Source organism: Pokkaliibacter sp. CJK22405 (assembly GCF_046614695.1).
Classification (GTDB): domain Bacteria; phylum Pseudomonadota; class Gammaproteobacteria; order Pseudomonadales; family Balneatricaceae; genus Pokkaliibacter.
In genome coordinates this window covers 126,653-144,355 of record NZ_JBKKHQ010000008.1, presented here as the reverse complement: position 1 = coordinate 144,355, position 17,703 = coordinate 126,653, and the positions used below count along the sequence as shown (strand labels likewise).

Annotated in this window: 14 protein-coding genes; 6 read left to right on the top strand and 8 right to left on the bottom strand. The window is 53.5% G+C overall.

Features of this window, described 5'->3' with window-relative positions:
- The 3 genes from ACKC9G_RS05195 to ACKC9G_RS05185 all read right to left on the bottom strand — a co-directional run bounded on the left by ACKC9G_RS05195 (position 1) and on the right by ACKC9G_RS05185 (position 4,538).
- Positions 1 to 1,341, bottom strand: a complete 1,341-nt coding sequence (locus ACKC9G_RS05195; RefSeq protein ID WP_411403873.1) for an HlyD family type I secretion periplasmic adaptor subunit — start codon at positions 1,339 to 1,341, stop codon at positions 1 to 3.
- 3 nt (positions 1,342 to 1,344) lie between these two features.
- Entirely contained in the window at positions 1,345 to 3,489 is a 2,145-nt protein-coding gene (locus ACKC9G_RS05190; protein WP_411403872.1) for a type I secretion system permease/ATPase, read from the bottom strand.
- Between the two features lie 554 nt (positions 3,490 to 4,043).
- Complete coding sequence (locus ACKC9G_RS05185; RefSeq protein ID WP_411403871.1) at positions 4,044 to 4,538, bottom strand: response regulator; 495 nt, start codon at positions 4,536 to 4,538, stop codon at positions 4,044 to 4,046.
- A 286-nt stretch (positions 4,539 to 4,824) separates the two neighbouring features.
- Here ACKC9G_RS05185 and ahpC point away from each other — a divergent pair, with 286 nt between their 5' ends.
- Positions 4,825 to 5,394 (top strand): alkyl hydroperoxide reductase subunit C, encoded by a 570-nt coding sequence (gene ahpC, locus ACKC9G_RS05180; protein WP_411403870.1) that lies wholly within the window; start codon positions 4,825 to 4,827, stop codon positions 5,392 to 5,394.
- Between the two features lie 121 nt (positions 5,395 to 5,515).
- On the top strand, positions 5,516 to 7,093 hold the full coding sequence (gene ahpF / locus ACKC9G_RS05175) for an alkyl hydroperoxide reductase subunit F (RefSeq protein ID WP_411403869.1): 1,578 nt from the start codon (positions 5,516 to 5,518) through the stop codon (positions 7,091 to 7,093).
- 34 nt (positions 7,094 to 7,127) lie between these two features.
- Here ahpF and ACKC9G_RS05170 read toward each other — a convergent pair whose 3' ends face one another.
- Positions 7,128 to 7,265 (bottom strand): hypothetical protein, encoded by a 138-nt coding sequence (locus ACKC9G_RS05170; RefSeq protein ID WP_411403868.1) that lies wholly within the window; start codon positions 7,263 to 7,265, stop codon positions 7,128 to 7,130.
- A 59-nt stretch (positions 7,266 to 7,324) separates the two neighbouring features.
- Between ACKC9G_RS05170 and ACKC9G_RS05165 the strand changes: the two genes are divergently transcribed.
- Entirely contained in the window at positions 7,325 to 7,846 is a 522-nt protein-coding gene (locus tag ACKC9G_RS05165; protein ID WP_411403867.1) for a hemerythrin domain-containing protein, read from the top strand.
- Positions 7,847 to 7,932: 86 nt separating this feature from the next.
- Here the strand turns inward: ACKC9G_RS05165 and ACKC9G_RS05160 are convergent, their stop codons facing one another.
- Together ACKC9G_RS05160 and ACKC9G_RS05155 are read right to left on the bottom strand one after the other, a co-directional pair.
- Positions 7,933 to 8,403: a tetratricopeptide repeat protein gene (locus tag ACKC9G_RS05160; protein ID WP_411403866.1), complete on the bottom strand. Its 471-nt coding sequence runs from the start codon at positions 8,401 to 8,403 to the stop codon at positions 7,933 to 7,935.
- 100 nt (positions 8,404 to 8,503) lie between these two features.
- Entirely contained in the window at positions 8,504 to 8,653 is a 150-nt protein-coding gene (locus ACKC9G_RS05155; RefSeq protein WP_411403865.1) for a hypothetical protein, read from the bottom strand.
- A 224-nt stretch (positions 8,654 to 8,877) separates the two neighbouring features.
- Between ACKC9G_RS05155 and hrpB the strand changes: the two genes are divergently transcribed.
- On the top strand, positions 8,878 to 11,319 hold the full coding sequence (gene hrpB, locus ACKC9G_RS05150) for an ATP-dependent helicase HrpB (protein ID WP_411403864.1): 2,442 nt from the start codon (positions 8,878 to 8,880) through the stop codon (positions 11,317 to 11,319).
- Positions 11,320 to 11,337: 18 nt separating this feature from the next.
- Here hrpB and ACKC9G_RS05145 read toward each other — a convergent pair whose 3' ends face one another.
- Entirely contained in the window at positions 11,338 to 12,222 is an 885-nt protein-coding gene (locus ACKC9G_RS05145) for a LysR family transcriptional regulator (protein WP_411403863.1), read from the bottom strand.
- Positions 12,223 to 12,470: 248 nt separating this feature from the next.
- Between ACKC9G_RS05145 and bla the strand changes: the two genes are divergently transcribed.
- A complete protein-coding gene (gene bla, locus ACKC9G_RS05140) occupies positions 12,471 to 13,394 on the top strand; it encodes a class A beta-lactamase (protein ID WP_411403862.1) in 924 nt (307 codons plus the stop codon).
- 7 nt (positions 13,395 to 13,401) lie between these two features.
- Here the strand turns inward: bla and cueO are convergent, their stop codons facing one another.
- Positions 13,402 to 14,982, bottom strand: coding sequence for a multicopper oxidase CueO (cueO, locus tag ACKC9G_RS05135; RefSeq protein ID WP_411403861.1), 1,581 nt, complete (start codon positions 14,980 to 14,982; stop codon positions 13,402 to 13,404).
- 476 nt (positions 14,983 to 15,458) lie between these two features.
- On the opposite strand from cueO, the gene ACKC9G_RS05130 reads away from it, so the two are divergent.
- Entirely contained in the window at positions 15,459 to 17,627 is a 2,169-nt protein-coding gene (locus tag ACKC9G_RS05130; RefSeq protein ID WP_411403860.1) for a ferritin-like domain-containing protein, read from the top strand.
- Positions 17,628 to 17,703: the final 76 nt, after the last annotated feature.

Here is a 17,703-nt window from a genome sequence, read left to right as displayed (position 1 = left end):
CTAGCGCTCCCTCAATGCAGTCTCTTTTGCTCGGAATACCGGCTTGAGCAAATAATCCAACACGGTCTTTTTACCGGTCTTGATATCAACAGTTGCGGTCATACCGGGAATGATGGGCAATTTTTCATCCCCTTTTCCCAGATGATTTTCCAGAGTACGCAGACGAACGATGTAGTAAGACTCTCGGTCTTCTTCGTCTTTGACCGTATCAGGACTGATATTGATTAATTCTGCTTTCAACCCGCCGTAAGTAGCAAAATCATAGGCGGTAAACCGCACTTGCGCCATTTGACCCGGGTGCAGATAAGCAATGTCTGAAGGCCGGATTTTCGCCTCAATCAGCAGATTCTCATCGGTGGGCACGATCTCAATAATATCCATACCCGGCTGCACCACCCCTCCAACGGTATTCACCAGGATACGCTGGACAATACCATCCACCGGAGCTCGTACCGTCGTACGTTTAACCTGGTCCTGCAGCGCGCCTTGCATTTCCTCCAGCGGACGATATTGAGCAATCGCATCGTTAAGATCTTTCTGAGCATCCTGTTTGAAGGCAACTTTCTGCTCCTCCATTTTCTGTTTAGCTTCATCAACTGCCGCCTGCAGACGGGGAATCGCAACTTTCAAACCGGAAATTTCACCCGCTGCATCATTGGCATCTCGCTGTAAGCGCAACAAATCGACCTCAGAGACAACGCCTTTTTCGGCCAGCGGTTTGGTGATATTCAACTCTTTTAAAATCAGGCCATAACTGCGCTGCTGCTGGCCCAGTTTGGTTCTCGCTTCTTCCAACTCACGCTGCTTTTGCTCAACCTGATACTCAAGTGTGGAAAGGCTTTCTTTGAGGCCTCGCTGGCGAATCTCGAAAAAGTTCTGCTCCTGCTTCCAGTATTCGCTATCCCCTTTTGGCACAAAGTCTTTGCCATTAACTTCTGCCTGCAAACGTGCAATTTTGGCTTCAAGGGCATTTTTCTTCTGAACGTTTTCCTGAAAACTGGCGTTAAAACGGGTCGCATCAATACGAACCAGAACGTCGCCTTTACTGACTTTCTGGCCTTCTTTGACCAGGATTTCAGAGACAATACCGCCCTCAAGGTTCTGAATGGTTTGCAGTTGATTGGAAGGGATGACCTTGGCCTGACCTCGGGTAATTTCATCCAGTTTGGCAAAATAAGCCCACGCGATGGCAACAATGATCAGACAAATAATGGACCAGTAAATCCACTTACCCCGTTCAACGTTCTGGTTCTTCAACGCTTCAGCCAGGTCCGATGCAAATGAGAGCTGCACTTCGTCCTGCTCGGTATGGCGGTTAAGTTTTGGCAGATGCATTCCCATGATTTAACCCACCTTCAACCGGCCATGCTTCAAAGCTTCAAGCACAGCATCTTTCGGCCCATCAGCAACAATCTTGCCTTGGTGAACAATAACTACGCGATCAACCAGAGACAGCAGCGACGACTTGTGAGTTACGAGCACCAGCGTTTTGTCAGCCAGCAAACTACTCAGCTGCTTTTTAAAACGCTCTTCCGTACTGGAGTCCATCGCATTGGTAGGTTCATCCAGGACATAGACAGCGGGATCACTTATCAGGGCACGGGCAAGACCAATACACTGGCGCTGTCCACCGGAAAGACCTTCACCACGCTCACCGACCATCATGTCGAAACCTTTGGGGTGCAGGTTCACAAACTCAGAAACCCCTGAGAGCACAGACGCCCGAATCAGCTCGCTGTCCGTCGCCATGGGGGAGCCAACCAGTAAGTTTTCTTTCAGGGTGCCAGAGAACAGGGTGATATCTTGCGGCACAAAGCCCACGCCACGGCGTAGATCCGAGATACTGATCTGCTTGGTATCAATCCCATCAATGCGTACCGAGCCATCTTCAGGCTCATAAAGCCCCATAATCAAACGGCCCAGTGTTGATTTGCCTGAGCCAATCTTGCCTATAACGGCGACTTTCTCACCCTTGTTAATCTTGAGATTGATGCCCTCAAGGGCTTTTTGCTCCTGATCCGGATAGGTAAAGCTCACGTTAATGAATTCAATATCACCATCAAAATGCTGGCGCTCAACAAACTCACGATTTGGATCATTCTCCACAGGCCGCTTCATGATCTCCTCAAGACCATTTAACGACAGTTGGGTTTGCTGATAATTCGCCAGCAGACCAGCTGCCTGGGCCATTGGCAGAATGGCACGAGTAGTCAGAATGACAGAAGCAATCAGCCCACCCATCGACATTTCTTGTTCGGAGATAAGATACACACCGACAATGACCGTACAGATCGTCGCGAACTGCTGAATAATCGCAGAAACGTGACCAACAGAAGATGTCCAGGCCTTCGCCTTGATTCCCCAATTGCTGGAGTGAGCCACAGCGGCTTCCCACTTGCGCTGCGCCCAGCTCTCGCCTCCCAGAATACGCAGCGTTTCAAGCCCCGTAAGGCTCTCGATCAATACCGCATTTTTCTGCGATCCGGAGCTATAGACATGCTCCATCGCCGCCATGATGGGCTTTCGCACCCACCAGCCATAGAGAAACACCATTGGCATGGCAATACCGGGAACGATCATCATCCAGGGAGAAATCCAGCCGATCGTTATCAGAGCCAGAATCGAGAAAGGGAAATCGATTAGCGTGACCATTGAGGCGGAGGTGAAGAAGTTACGCACCGAATCGAACTCTCGCAGATTCGACGCATAACTGCCGACAGAGCCGGGCTTGGCCTTCAGTTTGAGATTCAGCGTCTGCTCAAACAGTTTCGAAGACAGCACAACATCAATCTTCTTACCGGTCACTTCCAGAAAGTGGGCGCGGACACTCTTGAGGGTGAAGTCCATGATGTAAGCGAGCCCCATTCCCAGCGCCAGCACCCACAGAGTATCAAAGGCCTGGTTCGGTACAACGCGGTCATAAACGTTCATGGTGAACAAGGGGCTGATCAGCGCAATCATGTTGATAAACAAGCTGCCGATCAGAACATCCCGGTAAACAGGCTTGTAGCGCTCTAAAGTGCCCCAGAACCAGTGGCGCTCAGAAACCTGATGCACTTCACGATTACGGCTGGCTCGGTATTCCTTGCGCGCCAGGATGTAGACACCCGAGAAGTTTTTCTTAAGCTCTTCGAGCTCGACCGAGATAACGTCATTTGGCTGCGCCGGAAATATGATTCCAGCGTTTGAGCCATCTTTCTCAACCATGACGCAAGCATCGCCGTCTTTCATCATCAGAATGACAGGAAATGACAATGCGCTGATCTGATCAAACTGGCCACGAGCGACATGACTTTTAAGCCCGGCGCGCTCAGCAGCACGAGCAAATAAATCGATGCTCAGACGCTGGTCTTTGATAGGCAAACCAGTAATCAGCTGATCACGTGTTTTAGCAATACCGTTACGTCGACATAAAACCAGAAGACAATCCAGTAACGGGTCATACACGGCTTGCTGATTATCGCGTTCTAACTCTTCCGCGACAGACATATAAAATTACTCTCGGTTACCTAAAAGAACAAAAGAAAAGAGAGATAAACAATTTAAAGGATAGGAAAGCATCCCCCAAAAAGCAACAAAACCCTCACTTTGTGTTTTCTCTCAACCTGACAAAAACCTGCCGTAAATCAGTGACTTGCTTTTTTACCATTCGGCCAATTTTCGACCAAATGCTCGGAATAGAAACTTATGACCTAAAAACGCTTTACTGAACAATGGACGCAGAGCGCCAGCGTGCGTGGTCACTGAGCTGAGAATGACCAGAGTTCATTAATACATGCAATTTCAAAAGCTTGAAATTAATATCGGCGGGATTAAGAAAAATTAAGAGGGGAACGAAAAAGATATTGTTATAAAGCTTTAAACAGACACTCAATGAACGAGCCTGTTTACTTAGATCCTACACTCAAAAACCAACGAAAGGATTTTGATACAAACAAAGACTTTGATCAAAAAAGATCATTACAACGACAGAAATTAGGGCCAAACATCATTTACCACTTTAAAGCGAACAGCACAGCTCACAAAAAGGGGGTAAAGGCTGCTCAGTCTTCGACAGGCTCCTGACTGAGTTCCACAGGCTCCTCCAGATCATCCCAGTCCATTCCACGATAAGCCTGATGGGAGTTAATCTCCAGTGCCGCCATGGTATGAACGGCATGGGTGCTTGCTTCCAGCATGTGGGCAGGAACGGCGACAAGAGAATCGCTGAACCCGACCAGTGCAATATTATGACGACGACAATGCTGCAAGACTTTCTCCAGAGCAGCGACCACGGCCATCTGCTGGGGCGTGAGCTGGTTAACCAGCTTTTTCTTGCCCTCTTCACCTTTTCTACGACTGGACGCCTGACGAACAGCGTAGCCGTCATAGTCAATCAACTGCAGGGTGACATCCGCTTTGGCGCTTTGCTGGAGTGCGCGCTTGGCTTCCTGAAATACCGCCTCAGCGTGACAACAAATGATGTCATCAGCGGTACAGCGACGAATCGCATCACGAATGTCTTCCATGCTGGCCAGAGGAGAGAGGTTGATATCCATAATTTCCCTTCACTTGCTCGAAGAACGTCTTGCCTGAAGATTTCTTATCCAAAGAATAAAGTGCGCTAGCAGCCATCTCTAACGTCATTAGCGGTTAGCCAGTCGCTGGATCGGCCAATGCCTTCAACTATATAGCATTTTAGTGCTTATGCATGACTTCCGGTTCAGCCATTAGTTTTTATCTATCAGGATCATACAAACATTAAAATTCACCCAATCGTCACCGGTGACTAGTATGGTTCTTGTTTCGTAGCCAACTCACTCACTTAAAGAAGGTTTTACATCAATGACTCAATCACTGATCAACACCGTCATCAAGCCTTTCAACGCCACTGCTTACCACAACGGCGAATTCATCAATGTCACCGACGCTGACCTGAAGGGTAAGTGGGCTGTTGTGATGTTCTACCCTGCTGACTTCACTTTTGTTTGCCCAACCGAACTGGGCGACCTGGCTGATTACTACGCACAGCTGCAGGAAATGGGCGTTGAGTGCTACTCCGTATCCACTGACACTCACTTCACCCACAAAGCATGGCATGACGCTTCTGAAACCATTCAGAAGATCAAATTCCCGATGATCGGCGATCCTACCGGTGCTATCAGCCGTAACTTCGGTGTGATGATCGAGGAAGAAGGTCTGGCTCTGCGCGGCACTTTCGTGATCAACCCTGAAGGCGAAATCAAAGTCGCTGAAATTCATGACCTGGGCATCGGCCGCTCTGCTAAAGAGCTGGTTCGCAAAATTCAGGCAGCCCAGTACGTTGCAGAACACGATGGCGAAGTCTGCCCAGCGGCATGGCAGCCAGGTTCTGAAACGCTGGCTCCTTCTCTGGATCTGGTCGGCAAAATCTAAATTGCCTGCCCTACTCACACCCAACCCTCGCTGACCGGCAACATCAGCGGGGGCCCGGTGCAGGGCCAGCCTTCGGGTTGGCCCACTCTCCCCTACTGTCTTGCTTCAACGAGGAAAGGTCATGTTAGACACCAATCTCAAGCAACAACTACGCACGTACCTGGCCAATCTGAAAACCCCTGTTGAACTGGTTGTCGCACTCGACGATAGCAGCAAGTCACAGGAGCTCCACGCTCTGGCACAAGATATCGACAGCCTGTCGGATCTGGTAAGCCTCACTATTTCTGATGACAGCTCTGAACGTACGCCTTCCATGCTGGTCAAGAGTGCAGCAAAAGGGACTGTCATCCGCTTTGCCGGCCTTCCCATGGGCCATGAATTCACCTCGCTGGTTCTTGCCCTGCTGCATAGCGGCGGCCACCCAATGAAAATTGATGAGAGCCTGATTGAACAGGTTCGCCAGCTTGAAGGTGATTTCCAGTTTGAGACCTATGTTTCCCTCAGCTGTCAGAACTGCCCGGAAGTCATTCAGGCGCTGAACATGATGGCTGCGATTAACCCACGTATTACCAATGTCATGATTGATGGCTCACTCTTCCAGGAAGAAGTCACCAGCCGGAATGTCATGGCAGTGCCAACAGTTTTTCTGAACGGCAAGCAGTTTGCCCAAGGACGTATGACACTGCCTGAAATCCTCAACAAGGTGGACTCTGGTGCGTCAAAACGTAAAGCCGCGGAGCTGAGCAAAAAAGAAGAGTTCGATTTTCTGGTTGTCGGTGCTGGCCCTGCAGGTGCGGCAGCCTCTATCTATGCCGCCCGTAAAGGTATTCGTACCGGCATCGTGACCGATCGCTTTGGTGGCCAGGTGCTGGATACCGTTGGCATCGAAAACTTCATTTCGGTGAAAGCGACTGAAGGCCCAAAACTGGTCGCCAACCTCGAAGAACATGTACGAGACTATGAAGTCGACATCATGTCCGAGCAACAGGCCAAGAAACTGAGCGTGGCTGGTCACCGTATTCATATTGAACTGGAAAACGGCGCCACCCTCAGCAGTAAATCAGTACTCTTATCGACTGGTGCACGCTGGCGTGAAATGAACGTCCCCGGTGAAAAAGAGTACCGCGGCAAAGGCGTTGCCTACTGCCCGCACTGCGACGGCCCACTCTTTAAGAGCAAGAAAGTCGCTGTTATTGGTGGTGGTAACTCCGGTATCGAAGCCGCGATTGATCTGGCTGGTATTGTCGAACATGTCACCGTACTGGAGTTCGGTACCACGCTTAAGGCGGATGACGTGCTGCAACGTAAGGCGCGCTCGCTGCGTAACGTTTCCATTATTACTGAAGCACAAACCACTGAGGTCCTCGGTGATGGCCAACGCGTCACTGGTCTGACCTACACCCATCGCGGCACCGGTGACAGCCATAAAGTTGAGCTGGCGGGCATCTTCGTGCAGATCGGCCTGGTGCCTAACACCGAATGGCTGAAAGACAGCGGCATTGAGCTATCCCGCTTCGGCGAGATTGTGGTTGGCCCCCGTGGCGAAACCTCATTGCCCGGCGTGTTCGCCGCAGGTGACGTGACCAATGTGCCCTACAAGCAGATCATCATCGCTATGGGTTCAGGTGCCAATGCAGCCCTGGGCGCTTTCGACCACCTGATTCGTGTCTCCGCACCCGCTGAGGAAGCAGCTGCTTAAGGCAAGCAGGCTCGAACCACTCCCTTTGGCGCTGTCAAAAATTGCTGGCAGCGCTTTCAGCCCCACGGTGCTGCAATACGATTGCAGTGCGTGGGGTTTCTTTTTTACGGCTATTTGGCCTTCCGTAAAAATTCATCGCCATGTGAATTTCGGCCGGATTGATCCATGTCATAACGCTGTCATCCTGACTGCTCTAGGCTGGTTTTTAACCACCTTAGAGGAGGAAATGCGATGGACGTTATCTACCAACTCAAGCAGGACCACCTTCATCTCTACAGCATGCTTCACCTGCTGGAAGAGCACCTTAACCGTGGCGAACTCAGCCTGACGCTCGTAAAAGAAACCCTCGACTACATCGGCGACTATGCCGAGCGCTACCACCATCCACTGGAAGACCAGCTGATGAGCCATCTCGCCAGCCATAACCCGTCAATGGGAAAACTCTATCGACAGCTGCATGAAGACCATCAGGCACTGGAGAACCAGTCCGATGAGCTGCGTCGCATTCTGGAAGGGATTGAACGAAGCGATACGCTAACCAGCACAGAATTACTCGCACGTCTTCACTTCTGGATTACGGCACAGCAAAAGCATTTGGAATATGAAGACCGTTACTTGCTACCATTGGCAGAAAGCGATCTGAAGCTCTTCCCTGCCGAGTTTGACTGGCCACTGCCGACCAACCTGCACCTGATCAAGCACTACCAGTCGATTGCCCATGACCTTGCCCGGCCTTCTGGCATGGCACTCTGATAATTGAAGTTGTCTGAAGGCAGCCTAAGGACAGCGCTGCATAAGGAAAGGAAATAAAAAAGAAGTAGAGAGGTCGATCAGCAGGCTCAGGAAGCCAACTCATGGCGCTGGTCTTTCGCCATCCAGTAACGGGCCTGCTGACCATCAACATTCACGCCCAGCTCACCCTTGCTGTAAATCTGAATGAGCCGACGCACGGACTGCACATGCCCTTGTTCACCGGCTTGTTGATACCAGTGAATCGCCGCAGCGGTGTTCATCTCCAGTGCATCACTGCCCTGCTCGAGTAACAGCGCTGCCTGATATTGGGAGTTCACATCGCCAGCCTGAGCCGCCGCAATAATAAACTGCACTCCCTGATGACGCTGCTCTGAGCTGCGTCCGCGAAAATACAGAAAATGTCCGTATTGGCTTTGCGCCCGTACATGTCCACGGCAGGCACACCAAGCCAGACCTTTAAGCCGAAGCTGTTGGCGCGCCTGAGCGCTACTCCACAGGGGTAAACGGACAAGCCCATTCACCAGTGGATAGATTAAGTCGGCAGCCAGCGTAGACATAAGCTTCTGTCAGGTGACCCTGCTCTCTGTTCACATATCGAAGAGAATCACCTTAGGATTTGCGCTGTCAGCCGACAAGACAGCAACCCCAATCTCCTTATTAAAACCAAGGTGTGCGTTTTTTTCTCGCATTCAATTCCATGCCCATGGCTTTAGCGAAGCGGGCACGCATGGAGCGGGTTCGTTTTTCACGCTCCTGCAGACGTTTGCGTTTGGCGAACTCGTCATAACTGATGATTTGTGCCTGCATGATCTCTTCCTCAACTCAATAACCCGCATGGCTATCAGGCGGTCACTGAAGACTTCCTCACCTTCACTTTCAGCAACCCCTGAGTTAAGTCTAGATCGGTTTTTTACACTTGCGCTGTTGAGGCTCACACTTCGGCGACATACTGAGCAGAAAGCACGACAAAGCCTGTCTCGATCAGGATAATTCATCCTGACCTTCACCGACCGCGCCACCGGAACCGCCTTGTGACCTCAACGCCTGAACTCCCCATCAACTCCGTTCTGCCTGCACTGCTTGAGGCAATAAATACACACTCTCGCAGCGTCCTGATTGCCGCTCCCGGCGCGGGTAAAACCACGCGTGTCCCGCTGGCGCTGCTCGATGCGCCATGGCTTAGCGGACAGAAAATCCTGATGCTGGAACCGCGCCGTGTGGCGGCGCGTCTGGCGGCTACCTTTATGGCCGAGCAACTGGGCGAAAGCGTCGGGCAACGCGTGGGCTATCGCGTGCGTATGGAGAGCAAGGTCAGCGCGGCCACGCAAATCGAAGTCGTCACTCAGGGCGTGCTGACGCGCATGTTGCAGGATGACCCGATGCTGGAAGGCGTCGGCATGGTGATTTTCGATGAATTTCACGAACGCGCGCTGCAAAGCGACTTAGGCCTCGCACTCCTCATGGATACGCAGGATGGCCTGCGTGATGATCTGAAATTGCTGGTCATGTCCGCCACGCTGGAAGCCAAGCCGCTACTGGCATTACTGGGTGATGACACACCGCTGGTGGAAAGCGAAGGCCGCCAGTATCCGGTCACTACGCACTACCTGCCGGGGGATAAGAACACGCCGCTTGAGCAGCAAATTCGGGAAGCAGTCGAAACCGCATTAGCGGCTGCCAGTGGCGACATTCTGGTGTTTTTACCGGGGCTTCGGGAAATCCGTCGCGCCAGTGACGCCTTAAGCGTGGTGGCTAATATCAGCCTTCAGCCCTTATATGGCGGGCTCACGCTGGCCGAGCAGCAGGCGGCGCTGGCACCCGATGCTCAAGGTCGCCGCAAGGTTGTGCTCAGCACCTCACTGGCGGAGTCGAGCCTGACGGTTGAAGACGTGCGCATCGTGATTGATGCAGGGCTTAGCCGCGAACCAAGCTTTGATGCCCGCTCCGGCTTTACCCGACTGGAAACCCGTCAGGTCTCGCAGGCCAGCGCGGATCAGCGTCGTGGTCGTGCCGGCCGACTTGGCCCCGGTGTGTGCTATCGACTCTGGCAACCCCATGCGGCACTGGCTCCCGCCAGCACGCCGGAGATTCGCAGCACTGATCTTGCCGACTTGCTGCTGGAACTGCGCCTCTGGGGTGTGCAGGATCACCAAAGCCTGCGCTGGCTGACACCACCGCCTCAGGGAGCCTGGTTACAAGCCGAACGACTACTGAAGCAGCTTGGTCTACTGACCGAGGAAGGCCAACCCAGCGGCAAAGCCAAACTCTGCGCCAGCCTTGGCATGTCGGCCCGCGCCATGGCCATGCAACCAGAATCTGCTCAAGACGCCTGCGCTCGCGGAGCGTTATGGCTCGCCGCCTGGTTGCAGGAGTCTGAACGCCTGCCGCAACACCAGGATGCCGCCGAGGCATTAGCGCAGTTGGCCAATTCACGTTTACCGCTCAATCAACGCCTCAACCGGCAAGTCGATCTGTGGGCGAAGAAGCGCCACATCAGCGCTGCCAACACTATCCACAACACCCTCAATAGCACCGACATTGCCGCCCTGCTGGCACAGGCCTTTCCTGATCGTATCGGCAAACAGGTCAGCCTTGGCACCTTCGCCACCAGCGGCGGACAACGCCTGAGTATCGCCAGTGAATCCGATCTCGCCCATGCGCCCTGGCTGGTGATTCTCGACGCGGACGGCAAACGCATTTATAACGCCGCCGCCTTAACCCTTGAACAGATCAACACCTGCTTCCCCACAACGCTCGACTGGCAACTGCACCCGCAGTGGAACGCCAGCCTGCAAAAGCCGGAAGTTTTACAGCAACGTCGTCTTGGTCAGTTAGTGCTGGAAAGCAAAGCAGGCCCGGCACCAACCACCGAGCAACGTACCGCTGCCTTACTGGAGGCCATCCGCCAGCAAGGGCTGTTAAATGTGATGCCGCAGCTAGTGCCTTTGCTGGACCGGCTGAAGTTTCTGCCGCGGGATAAACAGACCTCATGGCCGGAATATTCTGCCGAAGCTCTGGAGGCCACACTGGAAGACTGGCTGCAGCCTTACATGAACACCATTACTCGCCTTGGCGGTTTAACGGAGTTAAGCCTGTCGACGCTGGCGCAAAGTATTCTGGGATGGGACAAGGTGCAGCAAGTGAATGCGCTGCTGCCCCTGAGCCTTGAAGTGCCAAGTGGCAGCAATATCACGCTGGATTACAGTGGCGATGAGCCGGTACTGGCGGCACGTTTGCAGGAACTGTTCGGCCAGCTGGAAACCCCGCGGCTATTGAACGGCCAGCTGCCTGTACTGGTGCATTTACTCTCCCCTGCACGCAGGCCCATTCAGGTCACGCGGGATTTACATAACTTCTGGAAAAACACCTACTTTGAGGTCAAAAAAGACCTGAAAGGACGCTATCCCAAACACTACTGGCCGGAAGACCCAATGACCGCAGAAGCCATCAGCGGTGTGCGTCCGAGGAAGTAACGCTTCCTCTTTCGCCTCTCATGCAGACTCTTTATCCATCGACAACTGCAGCCATTCGCTGAAAGCCCGCATCGCCGCGGTTTCGTCCCGATGGCGAAGCCGCGTTAGCCAGTAACGCCCCATCGCCACATGTGCTGAGAAAGGCTGACACACCCACCCTGCTTCGACCCAAGTTTGAAACATCGCAACCGGCGCCAGCGCCACGCCGATGCCTTGCCGCGCGGCTTCCATCATGGTGAGGGAGGAATCAAACTGAATAGGGCTTCGCAGCGGCAAGGCACCGGGCAAGCCGGCGGCGGTGAACCACTCGCTCCATTCTTCTTCCCGATAGGAGCGTAATAGCTGGCAGCGCAGTAAATCCCCCACTGTATTGAGCTGCGCGGCCATCGGTGGCGTACATAACGGAGTGAGAGGCGATGGCATCAAAGGTTCAGCCAGCGTGCCGTGCCAGGCGCCATCACCAAAGCGCACAGCGAGATCCAGCCCTTCTTCCGCCAGATTGACGCGATTGTTATGGGTCGATAACCGCAGATCGACCCACGGAAACTGCTGATAAAAATCCGCCAACTTTGGCAGTAACCAGCCTGTGGCAAAGGTGCCGACGACACCGACCGCGAGTGGCTGTTTTCCCTGGCTTTCACTGACTTGGCGCAGGGAGTGAGCCATGGTGTCAAATGAGCGCCGAAGGCTTGGCAGCAGGGCTTCACCTTCCGGCGTCAGGGCCAGCCCGCGGGAAAGCCTGCGAAACAGCGACACGCCCAGGCGCTCCTCCAGCGCCTTGACCTGATGGCTCACCGCCGCCTGTGTCACATTCATTTCCTGTGCGGCCAGCGTAAAACTTAAATGGCGGGCCGCAGCTTCAAACGCTAACAGCGCTTTTAACGGCAAATGCGGACGCTGCATACAGAACTCCTTATCAACCCCATCCCCTCAGCCCCTCAGCCCCTCAGCCCCTCAGCCCCTAAATAAACTAATGCCAGAGGCAAAATAAGATACTTTGCCTGAACCCTACGCACATCTCTAGAATCCTCTTACTCCTTGGCCAAGGCAGTATTTATCGGGGATATGCCATTGTACTTACGCGATTCGTCAAGTACTCCCTGTATTAGCCCTTAACTCAAAGCCCTAGATTAACTATCAGGAGTCACCTCATGCCATCGAGTCGCCGACAGTTTCTTGGTCACAGCAGTTTATTGATATTGGCAGCTTTATCCGGGGGAACGCTCTCTCCACTCACACTGGCAGCAGAGCAAACAAGCCTGGCCGAGGCGGTACGCAATGGTGAACGAAAGCTGCAGGGAAAAATTGGTGTGAGCCTCTTCGATACAGGTACTGGCATGGGCTGGAGCCATCGTGGCAGCGAGCGATTCTCCATGTGCAGCACGTTTAAAGTGCTGGCCTGTGGCGCCATTTTGCAGCGAGTGGATGAGGGCACGCTTTCGCTGTCGCAGCGCCTGAGCTTTAGTCAGCAGGATGTGGTGAACTACTCCCCTATTTCCAAAGCCTTCGCGGGTAAACCTGACGGCATGAGCCTTGGCGAGATTTGCCATGCTGCCATGACCTACAGCGACAATACGGCGGCCAATCTGATTATTGGTCAGCTAGGCGGCCCACAAGCGGTGACGGATTTTGCCCGCAGCATCGGGGATGATGTCTCACGACTGGACCGCTGGGAAACCGCACTGAACACAGCCATCGACAACGACCCGCGAGACACCACAACGCCTGAGGCGATGACGTCCAACCTGCAGCGGCTGCTCCTGGGCGACGTGCTTTCCAAAGAAAGCCAGCAACAGCTTGGCCAATGGCTACGCGATAACACCACCGGCGCCAGCCGTATTCGCAAAGGGGTACCGAACACCTGGCAAGTGGGCGATAAAACCGGTAGCGGCGATAATGGCACCGCCAACGATGTCGCCATCCTCTGGCCGCCGGGTCAGAAGCCCTTGCTGCTGAGCGTTTACATCACCCAAGCCAAAAGCGATTGGGATGCCTGTAGCGCCGTGATTGCCGAGATCAGTGCAGCGATCGCTGCCGAGTATTCGGCCAGGCACAAACCGCTGACCTCCGCCTGAGCGCCCACTACGCCACGGTAAAGGCCATCATCATGCCGGTATCTTCGTGCTCGAGCAGATGGCAGTGAGCCATATAGGGCTGCTTCGCCGTGGCTTCATGATCAAACTTCACCAGTACTTCACTCACGCCACCTTCCACGCGCACCATGTCTTTCCATCCTGAGCGATGCGCCGCCGGCGCCTTGCCGTTCTCACTAAGGATGCGAAACTGCAGCCCGTGAATATGGAAAGGATGCAGCATCATGTCGCCTTTGCCGGAAATCACCCAGCGCTCGTATTGTCCCTGAGGAACCGAGGCATCAATCCGGTTCATAGCAAAGGCGCGGCCATTGATAAGGTTGCCTTTGGAGAGATCCAGAGCTGCCGACTTCATGCTGCCCATATCCATTCCGCCTTCCATAGCACCATCCATGGCACTATCCATGGGCATCGATCCCATCGCCTTATGACCGAAGCGCTCCATCAAGGCCATCATGCCCTGATGATCCAGCATCGGATTCATCGAGAGCTGGAAGTGACGCTCAGGAATCCTGGCCAGCGCATCCGTATCCGGCAGCGCGGGTATACTCGTCAGATGGGTGGGCAGTTTCGCCTTCGAGACCGGTATGCGGTTATCCACCTGCAAGGTCACCAGCGGGAACGGCTGGTCAAAGGGCTCAAGCGTCATTCCCATCTGATCCACAGGCAAGGATTGCAAGGCAAGAGATGAGCTGAGATTAACCATGACTTCAAAACGCTCACCCGGCATCAGGGTCAGCTCAGTCAGCGCCACCGGTGTGGGCAGCAGCCCGCCATCACTGGCGATAACCTGCATGGGCGACTGATCCGACAGCCCAAGACGCAAGCTGCGGGCATTGCTGCCATTCAGCAAGCGCAGGCGCACCCAGCCTTTGGGCGCCTGATGCACTGGAGACTTCACCCCGTTTACCAGTGGCAGGTCCCCAAACCAGCCAACCGCAGCCGTCATCACATCCAGTTGATAGTCGATCTCGGCGTTGTCATTCAGGCGTTTGTCCTGAATCACCAGCGGGATATCGTCGACGCCCCAGCGGGAAGGCAAAGCCAGCGAGGCGGTATCGTCATCCTCAATGACCACCAGCCCCGCCAGCCCCATAGCGACCTGATAGCCATTGCGTCCGTGTGAATGCGGGTGATACCAGCAGGTAGCGGCTGGCTGATCAACCACAAACTCGGTTTCCCAGGCATCACCGGGGGCCATCATGGCGTGAGGGCCACCATCGGCCCCGCCTTCAATTGCCAAACCGTGCAGATGAAAGGTCGTCTCTTCTTCAAGGGCATTTTCCACCCGCAGCCTGACCGTTTCGCCCCGTTTAAATTTCAGCGCAGGGCCAAGAAGACTGCCGTTATAGCCGAAGGTGGTGGTGGGCTTATCCGTAAAATAGCTTTGGCCAGACTGGGCTTTGAGGACAATTTTTCCCTGATCATTGGCTTTAAGCTGCGGTGGCACGGGTAGTGGCTGCCCAACGGCGCCAGCATCCGCGGCCAGAGTCCTACCCGGAAGGGAGACCCCCATCACTCCGGCCACCGATAATGTCAGCGTCGAGAAGAGAAACTGGCGACGTTTCATGCCTTGCGTCCTTACTTGAATAGTTACTTATCACGTTACCAGCGAAGCTAAAGGCTGCCGTAAGGGTAAGGTCAACCGAAAACCGCTGAACGCTTTATTGCGAACGGCGAGGTGCCAGCTCTTCTCCCTGAAATTCTCAAGACAGCCCGAGAACTGCCACCTCCTCTTCACTGTGAGGGGCATTGGCGTAACTGAACCCTCATTAGTTACGCCGTTTTTAAAAAATCCTTTCATTCAGCACTCATAAACATTTCCCATTAACGCCTGATTCCTTTCAATTATTCGTTAAAAATGAGCGAATACTTTCACTTTAAAAACCCTTGGTTATTTTAATTTGATTTATAAAAAAAAAGTGATCTATAGTCGAAAACGTTCTGAAATTTGCAGCCCCTATACGGAAAAAATTACTGCAATTCCATGACATTGATCGGAAAACAATCATAAACCTGTACTTTTTAGCTTTGAGGTGACACTGAATGGATTTTCGTCGCTTGGCCGCTTTTCACGCTGAACACAATAACCAACTTCATAACCGCTCTGTGCTCCAGCTGGCAGAAGACATCAATGCTGTGCATTGTCTGGCGCAGGCAGCTGTCAACGTAGAGCTGTTTACCATTCCGCTCTATATGACGACGCTTTATTCCATTGAAGGAATGCATAGCATTACAGAAAAGTCAGCTAATAAAGAAAAGGGGCTTTATTTTGGTCGACGCTGGCCAGGAATTAGCCCAACGCCTAATCCACAAACGGCAAATCAGCAGGCATGCAATCTCTATTTCAGTGTCTTTATTCAGGAAATGCTGCATTTGCAGATGGCAGCCAATATCTTTAATGCTCTTGGCAAATCCTATAACAAAGAGGATTTATTTAACGCTTCTAATAAAGCGCTGACCAGCCAGCAATTAACCCCAAGCTTTACCTCTCCGCTGCTGGTGAATGAACAAAATGGCTGGACTTGTTACGGCCCGGACAAAACCACCATTCCCCATATTCTGGATATCACCGATCTTAAGGGTGGCGAATACAGTCAGATCAAGGTAGCGCTGGGGGCACTGAACACCAACAGCATCAACCTATCCCTGCTGATCGAAGAGCCTTCCGATGTTCTGGCCAGCCGTATCAAAGCGGATGCACGTCACAAGTACATTGCCACTCAGGAAGATGGCGTCCTGGGTGCCGTTCCTTTCAAAGACTGGTCTGCAGCCAAGACCGAAGCCGAGCTGCCCCAGTTTGGCACCATCGCCACCATGTACGAATGCCTTGCGGCTTACCTGAATATTTCCTACAGCCTGGATGATCTGCCAGAAAGTGCGCGCAGCCAGTTCGAGCAAGCCGGCCTCATCAAAGACAACACCATTGCCCTCTTTGATGTGCTTTATTCATCGACTTCCCTGCAACGCGACCTCTTCAATACAGAAGATCCGAAAGGCGGACACCCGCTGGCAGAATTCCCCTGCATGAAAACCGTCGTGGATGCGACCACCAGCGCCGAGGCCAAACAGCAGGTCTACCAGCTGATGAATGCCATCACCGATCAGGGCGAAGGTGCGACCATGAAAGTTAAGCCTGAGCAGGCACCGCCTGCGGGATTGCTGGGAGCACCGGTTCAGCAGAACTATCAGCCCAACTATGAAGCGCTCAAGCAGGACTACGTTGAATACGACGAACTGGGCCAGCCACTCCCCGTCTCATCAAGCGCCCATGCCCGCTTCTTTGGTGGCGTGGTTGATCATTACGACCGCTTCCAGCAAGTCAAAGGTCTGCTGGTATCGGGTGAAATCACCACCTGGGTCGACTGGCACAGCAATAACAACACTTGGACGGCAGATCTGCTGGCGACGGCCGATTATGCCAGCAACCCTAATCAGGACGTGCTGCCCACGCCTGAGGCGGTCGCAACTGCACTGAACAATCTCAAGACAGCAGGCGACACCAGCTTTGCAGAAATGAGTCATGTCGCCGCGGGCGCCATTGCCGGTATCACGACCGTACTGGATGAGTTCTGGTCGAACGAAAAGGTCACCTTCCCCTACCCGTCCATGGCTGGTTCCGGCGACCGCGTCTCCATTTGCTGGGCGGTCTTTGGTAAAGCGCCAGACCTGTCATTGGGAGAATATCCCCGTGAGCCGGCATCCAAACGCGACTACCTTTACCACGCCTGTCAGGGCATGGCTTTTAATTCTCCCGGACAGGATCTTGACGTTTGCGCCTCAAAGGAAGTCTTCCATACCTGTCGCGGCTCGAATGCCTGTAAAGGCGAAGGTGGTTGCGGCTTTGTACAAAGCACCGGCGGTGGCGCCAGTGGTTGCGGAGCGTCCAGTGGCTGTGGCGCATCAACCTCGACCAGTAGCCTTTACTCACCTCCGGCAGATAACGCCTGTAATACGCTGGGCGGCTGTGCCGTGCCGATTTCAGCCTCACAGCTTTATCCGAAATCAGGCTCAATGGCGATGTACGAACTGACCGTCAACGAGGACTCGAAAAAGCTTCCCAATGAACTTACCTTCAGCCGTGCTCAGCCGGTGTTTGATGTCGCCTGGGATGCCTACACCACGGTGCTGAAGGCCCAGGGCATGGAAGAAGCGAAGCTGCCGAAGAAGCCTGCTCCTTCTGACTTGCGTCTGGCCTTCCCGCCTTCAACCTGATCAGCGCACCCTCCTTTCTCAGGCGATCACCACGCCTGAGACTTCTTAAGGCCAGTCCTTACTGGCCTTTTGATCC

Bases quoted from the DNA above. Each gene is read 5' to 3' on its own strand.
- ACKC9G_RS05190 (WP_411403872.1), bottom strand. From the start codon at position 3,489: ATGTCTGTCGCGGAAGAGTTAGAACGCGATAATCAGCAAGCCGTGTAT.
- ACKC9G_RS05170 (WP_411403868.1), bottom strand. From the start codon at position 7,265: ATGACATGGATCAATCCGGCCGAAATTCACATGGCGATGAATTTTTAC.
- ACKC9G_RS05155 (WP_411403865.1), bottom strand. From the start codon at position 8,653: ATGCAGGCACAAATCATCAGTTATGACGAGTTCGCCAAACGCAAACGT.
- cueO (WP_411403861.1), bottom strand. From the start codon at position 14,982: ATGAAACGTCGCCAGTTTCTCTTCTCGACGCTGACATTATCGGTGGCC.
- ACKC9G_RS05160 (WP_411403866.1), bottom strand. From the start codon at position 8,403: ATGTCTACGCTGGCTGCCGACTTAATCTATCCACTGGTGAATGGGCTT.
- ACKC9G_RS05165 (WP_411403867.1), top strand. From the start codon at position 7,325: ATGGACGTTATCTACCAACTCAAGCAGGACCACCTTCATCTCTACAGC.
- bla (WP_411403862.1), top strand. From the start codon at position 12,471: ATGCCATCGAGTCGCCGACAGTTTCTTGGTCACAGCAGTTTATTGATA.
- ahpC (WP_411403870.1), top strand. From the start codon at position 4,825: ATGACTCAATCACTGATCAACACCGTCATCAAGCCTTTCAACGCCACT.
- ACKC9G_RS05130 (WP_411403860.1), top strand. From the start codon at position 15,459: ATGGATTTTCGTCGCTTGGCCGCTTTTCACGCTGAACACAATAACCAA.
- ahpF (WP_411403869.1), top strand. From the start codon at position 5,516: ATGTTAGACACCAATCTCAAGCAACAACTACGCACGTACCTGGCCAAT.
- ACKC9G_RS05145 (WP_411403863.1), bottom strand. From the start codon at position 12,222: ATGCAGCGTCCGCATTTGCCGTTAAAAGCGCTGTTAGCGTTTGAAGCT.
- ACKC9G_RS05195 (WP_411403873.1), bottom strand. From the start codon at position 1,341: ATGGGAATGCATCTGCCAAAACTTAACCGCCATACCGAGCAGGACGAA.
- ACKC9G_RS05185 (WP_411403871.1), bottom strand. From the start codon at position 4,538: ATGGATATCAACCTCTCTCCTCTGGCCAGCATGGAAGACATTCGTGAT.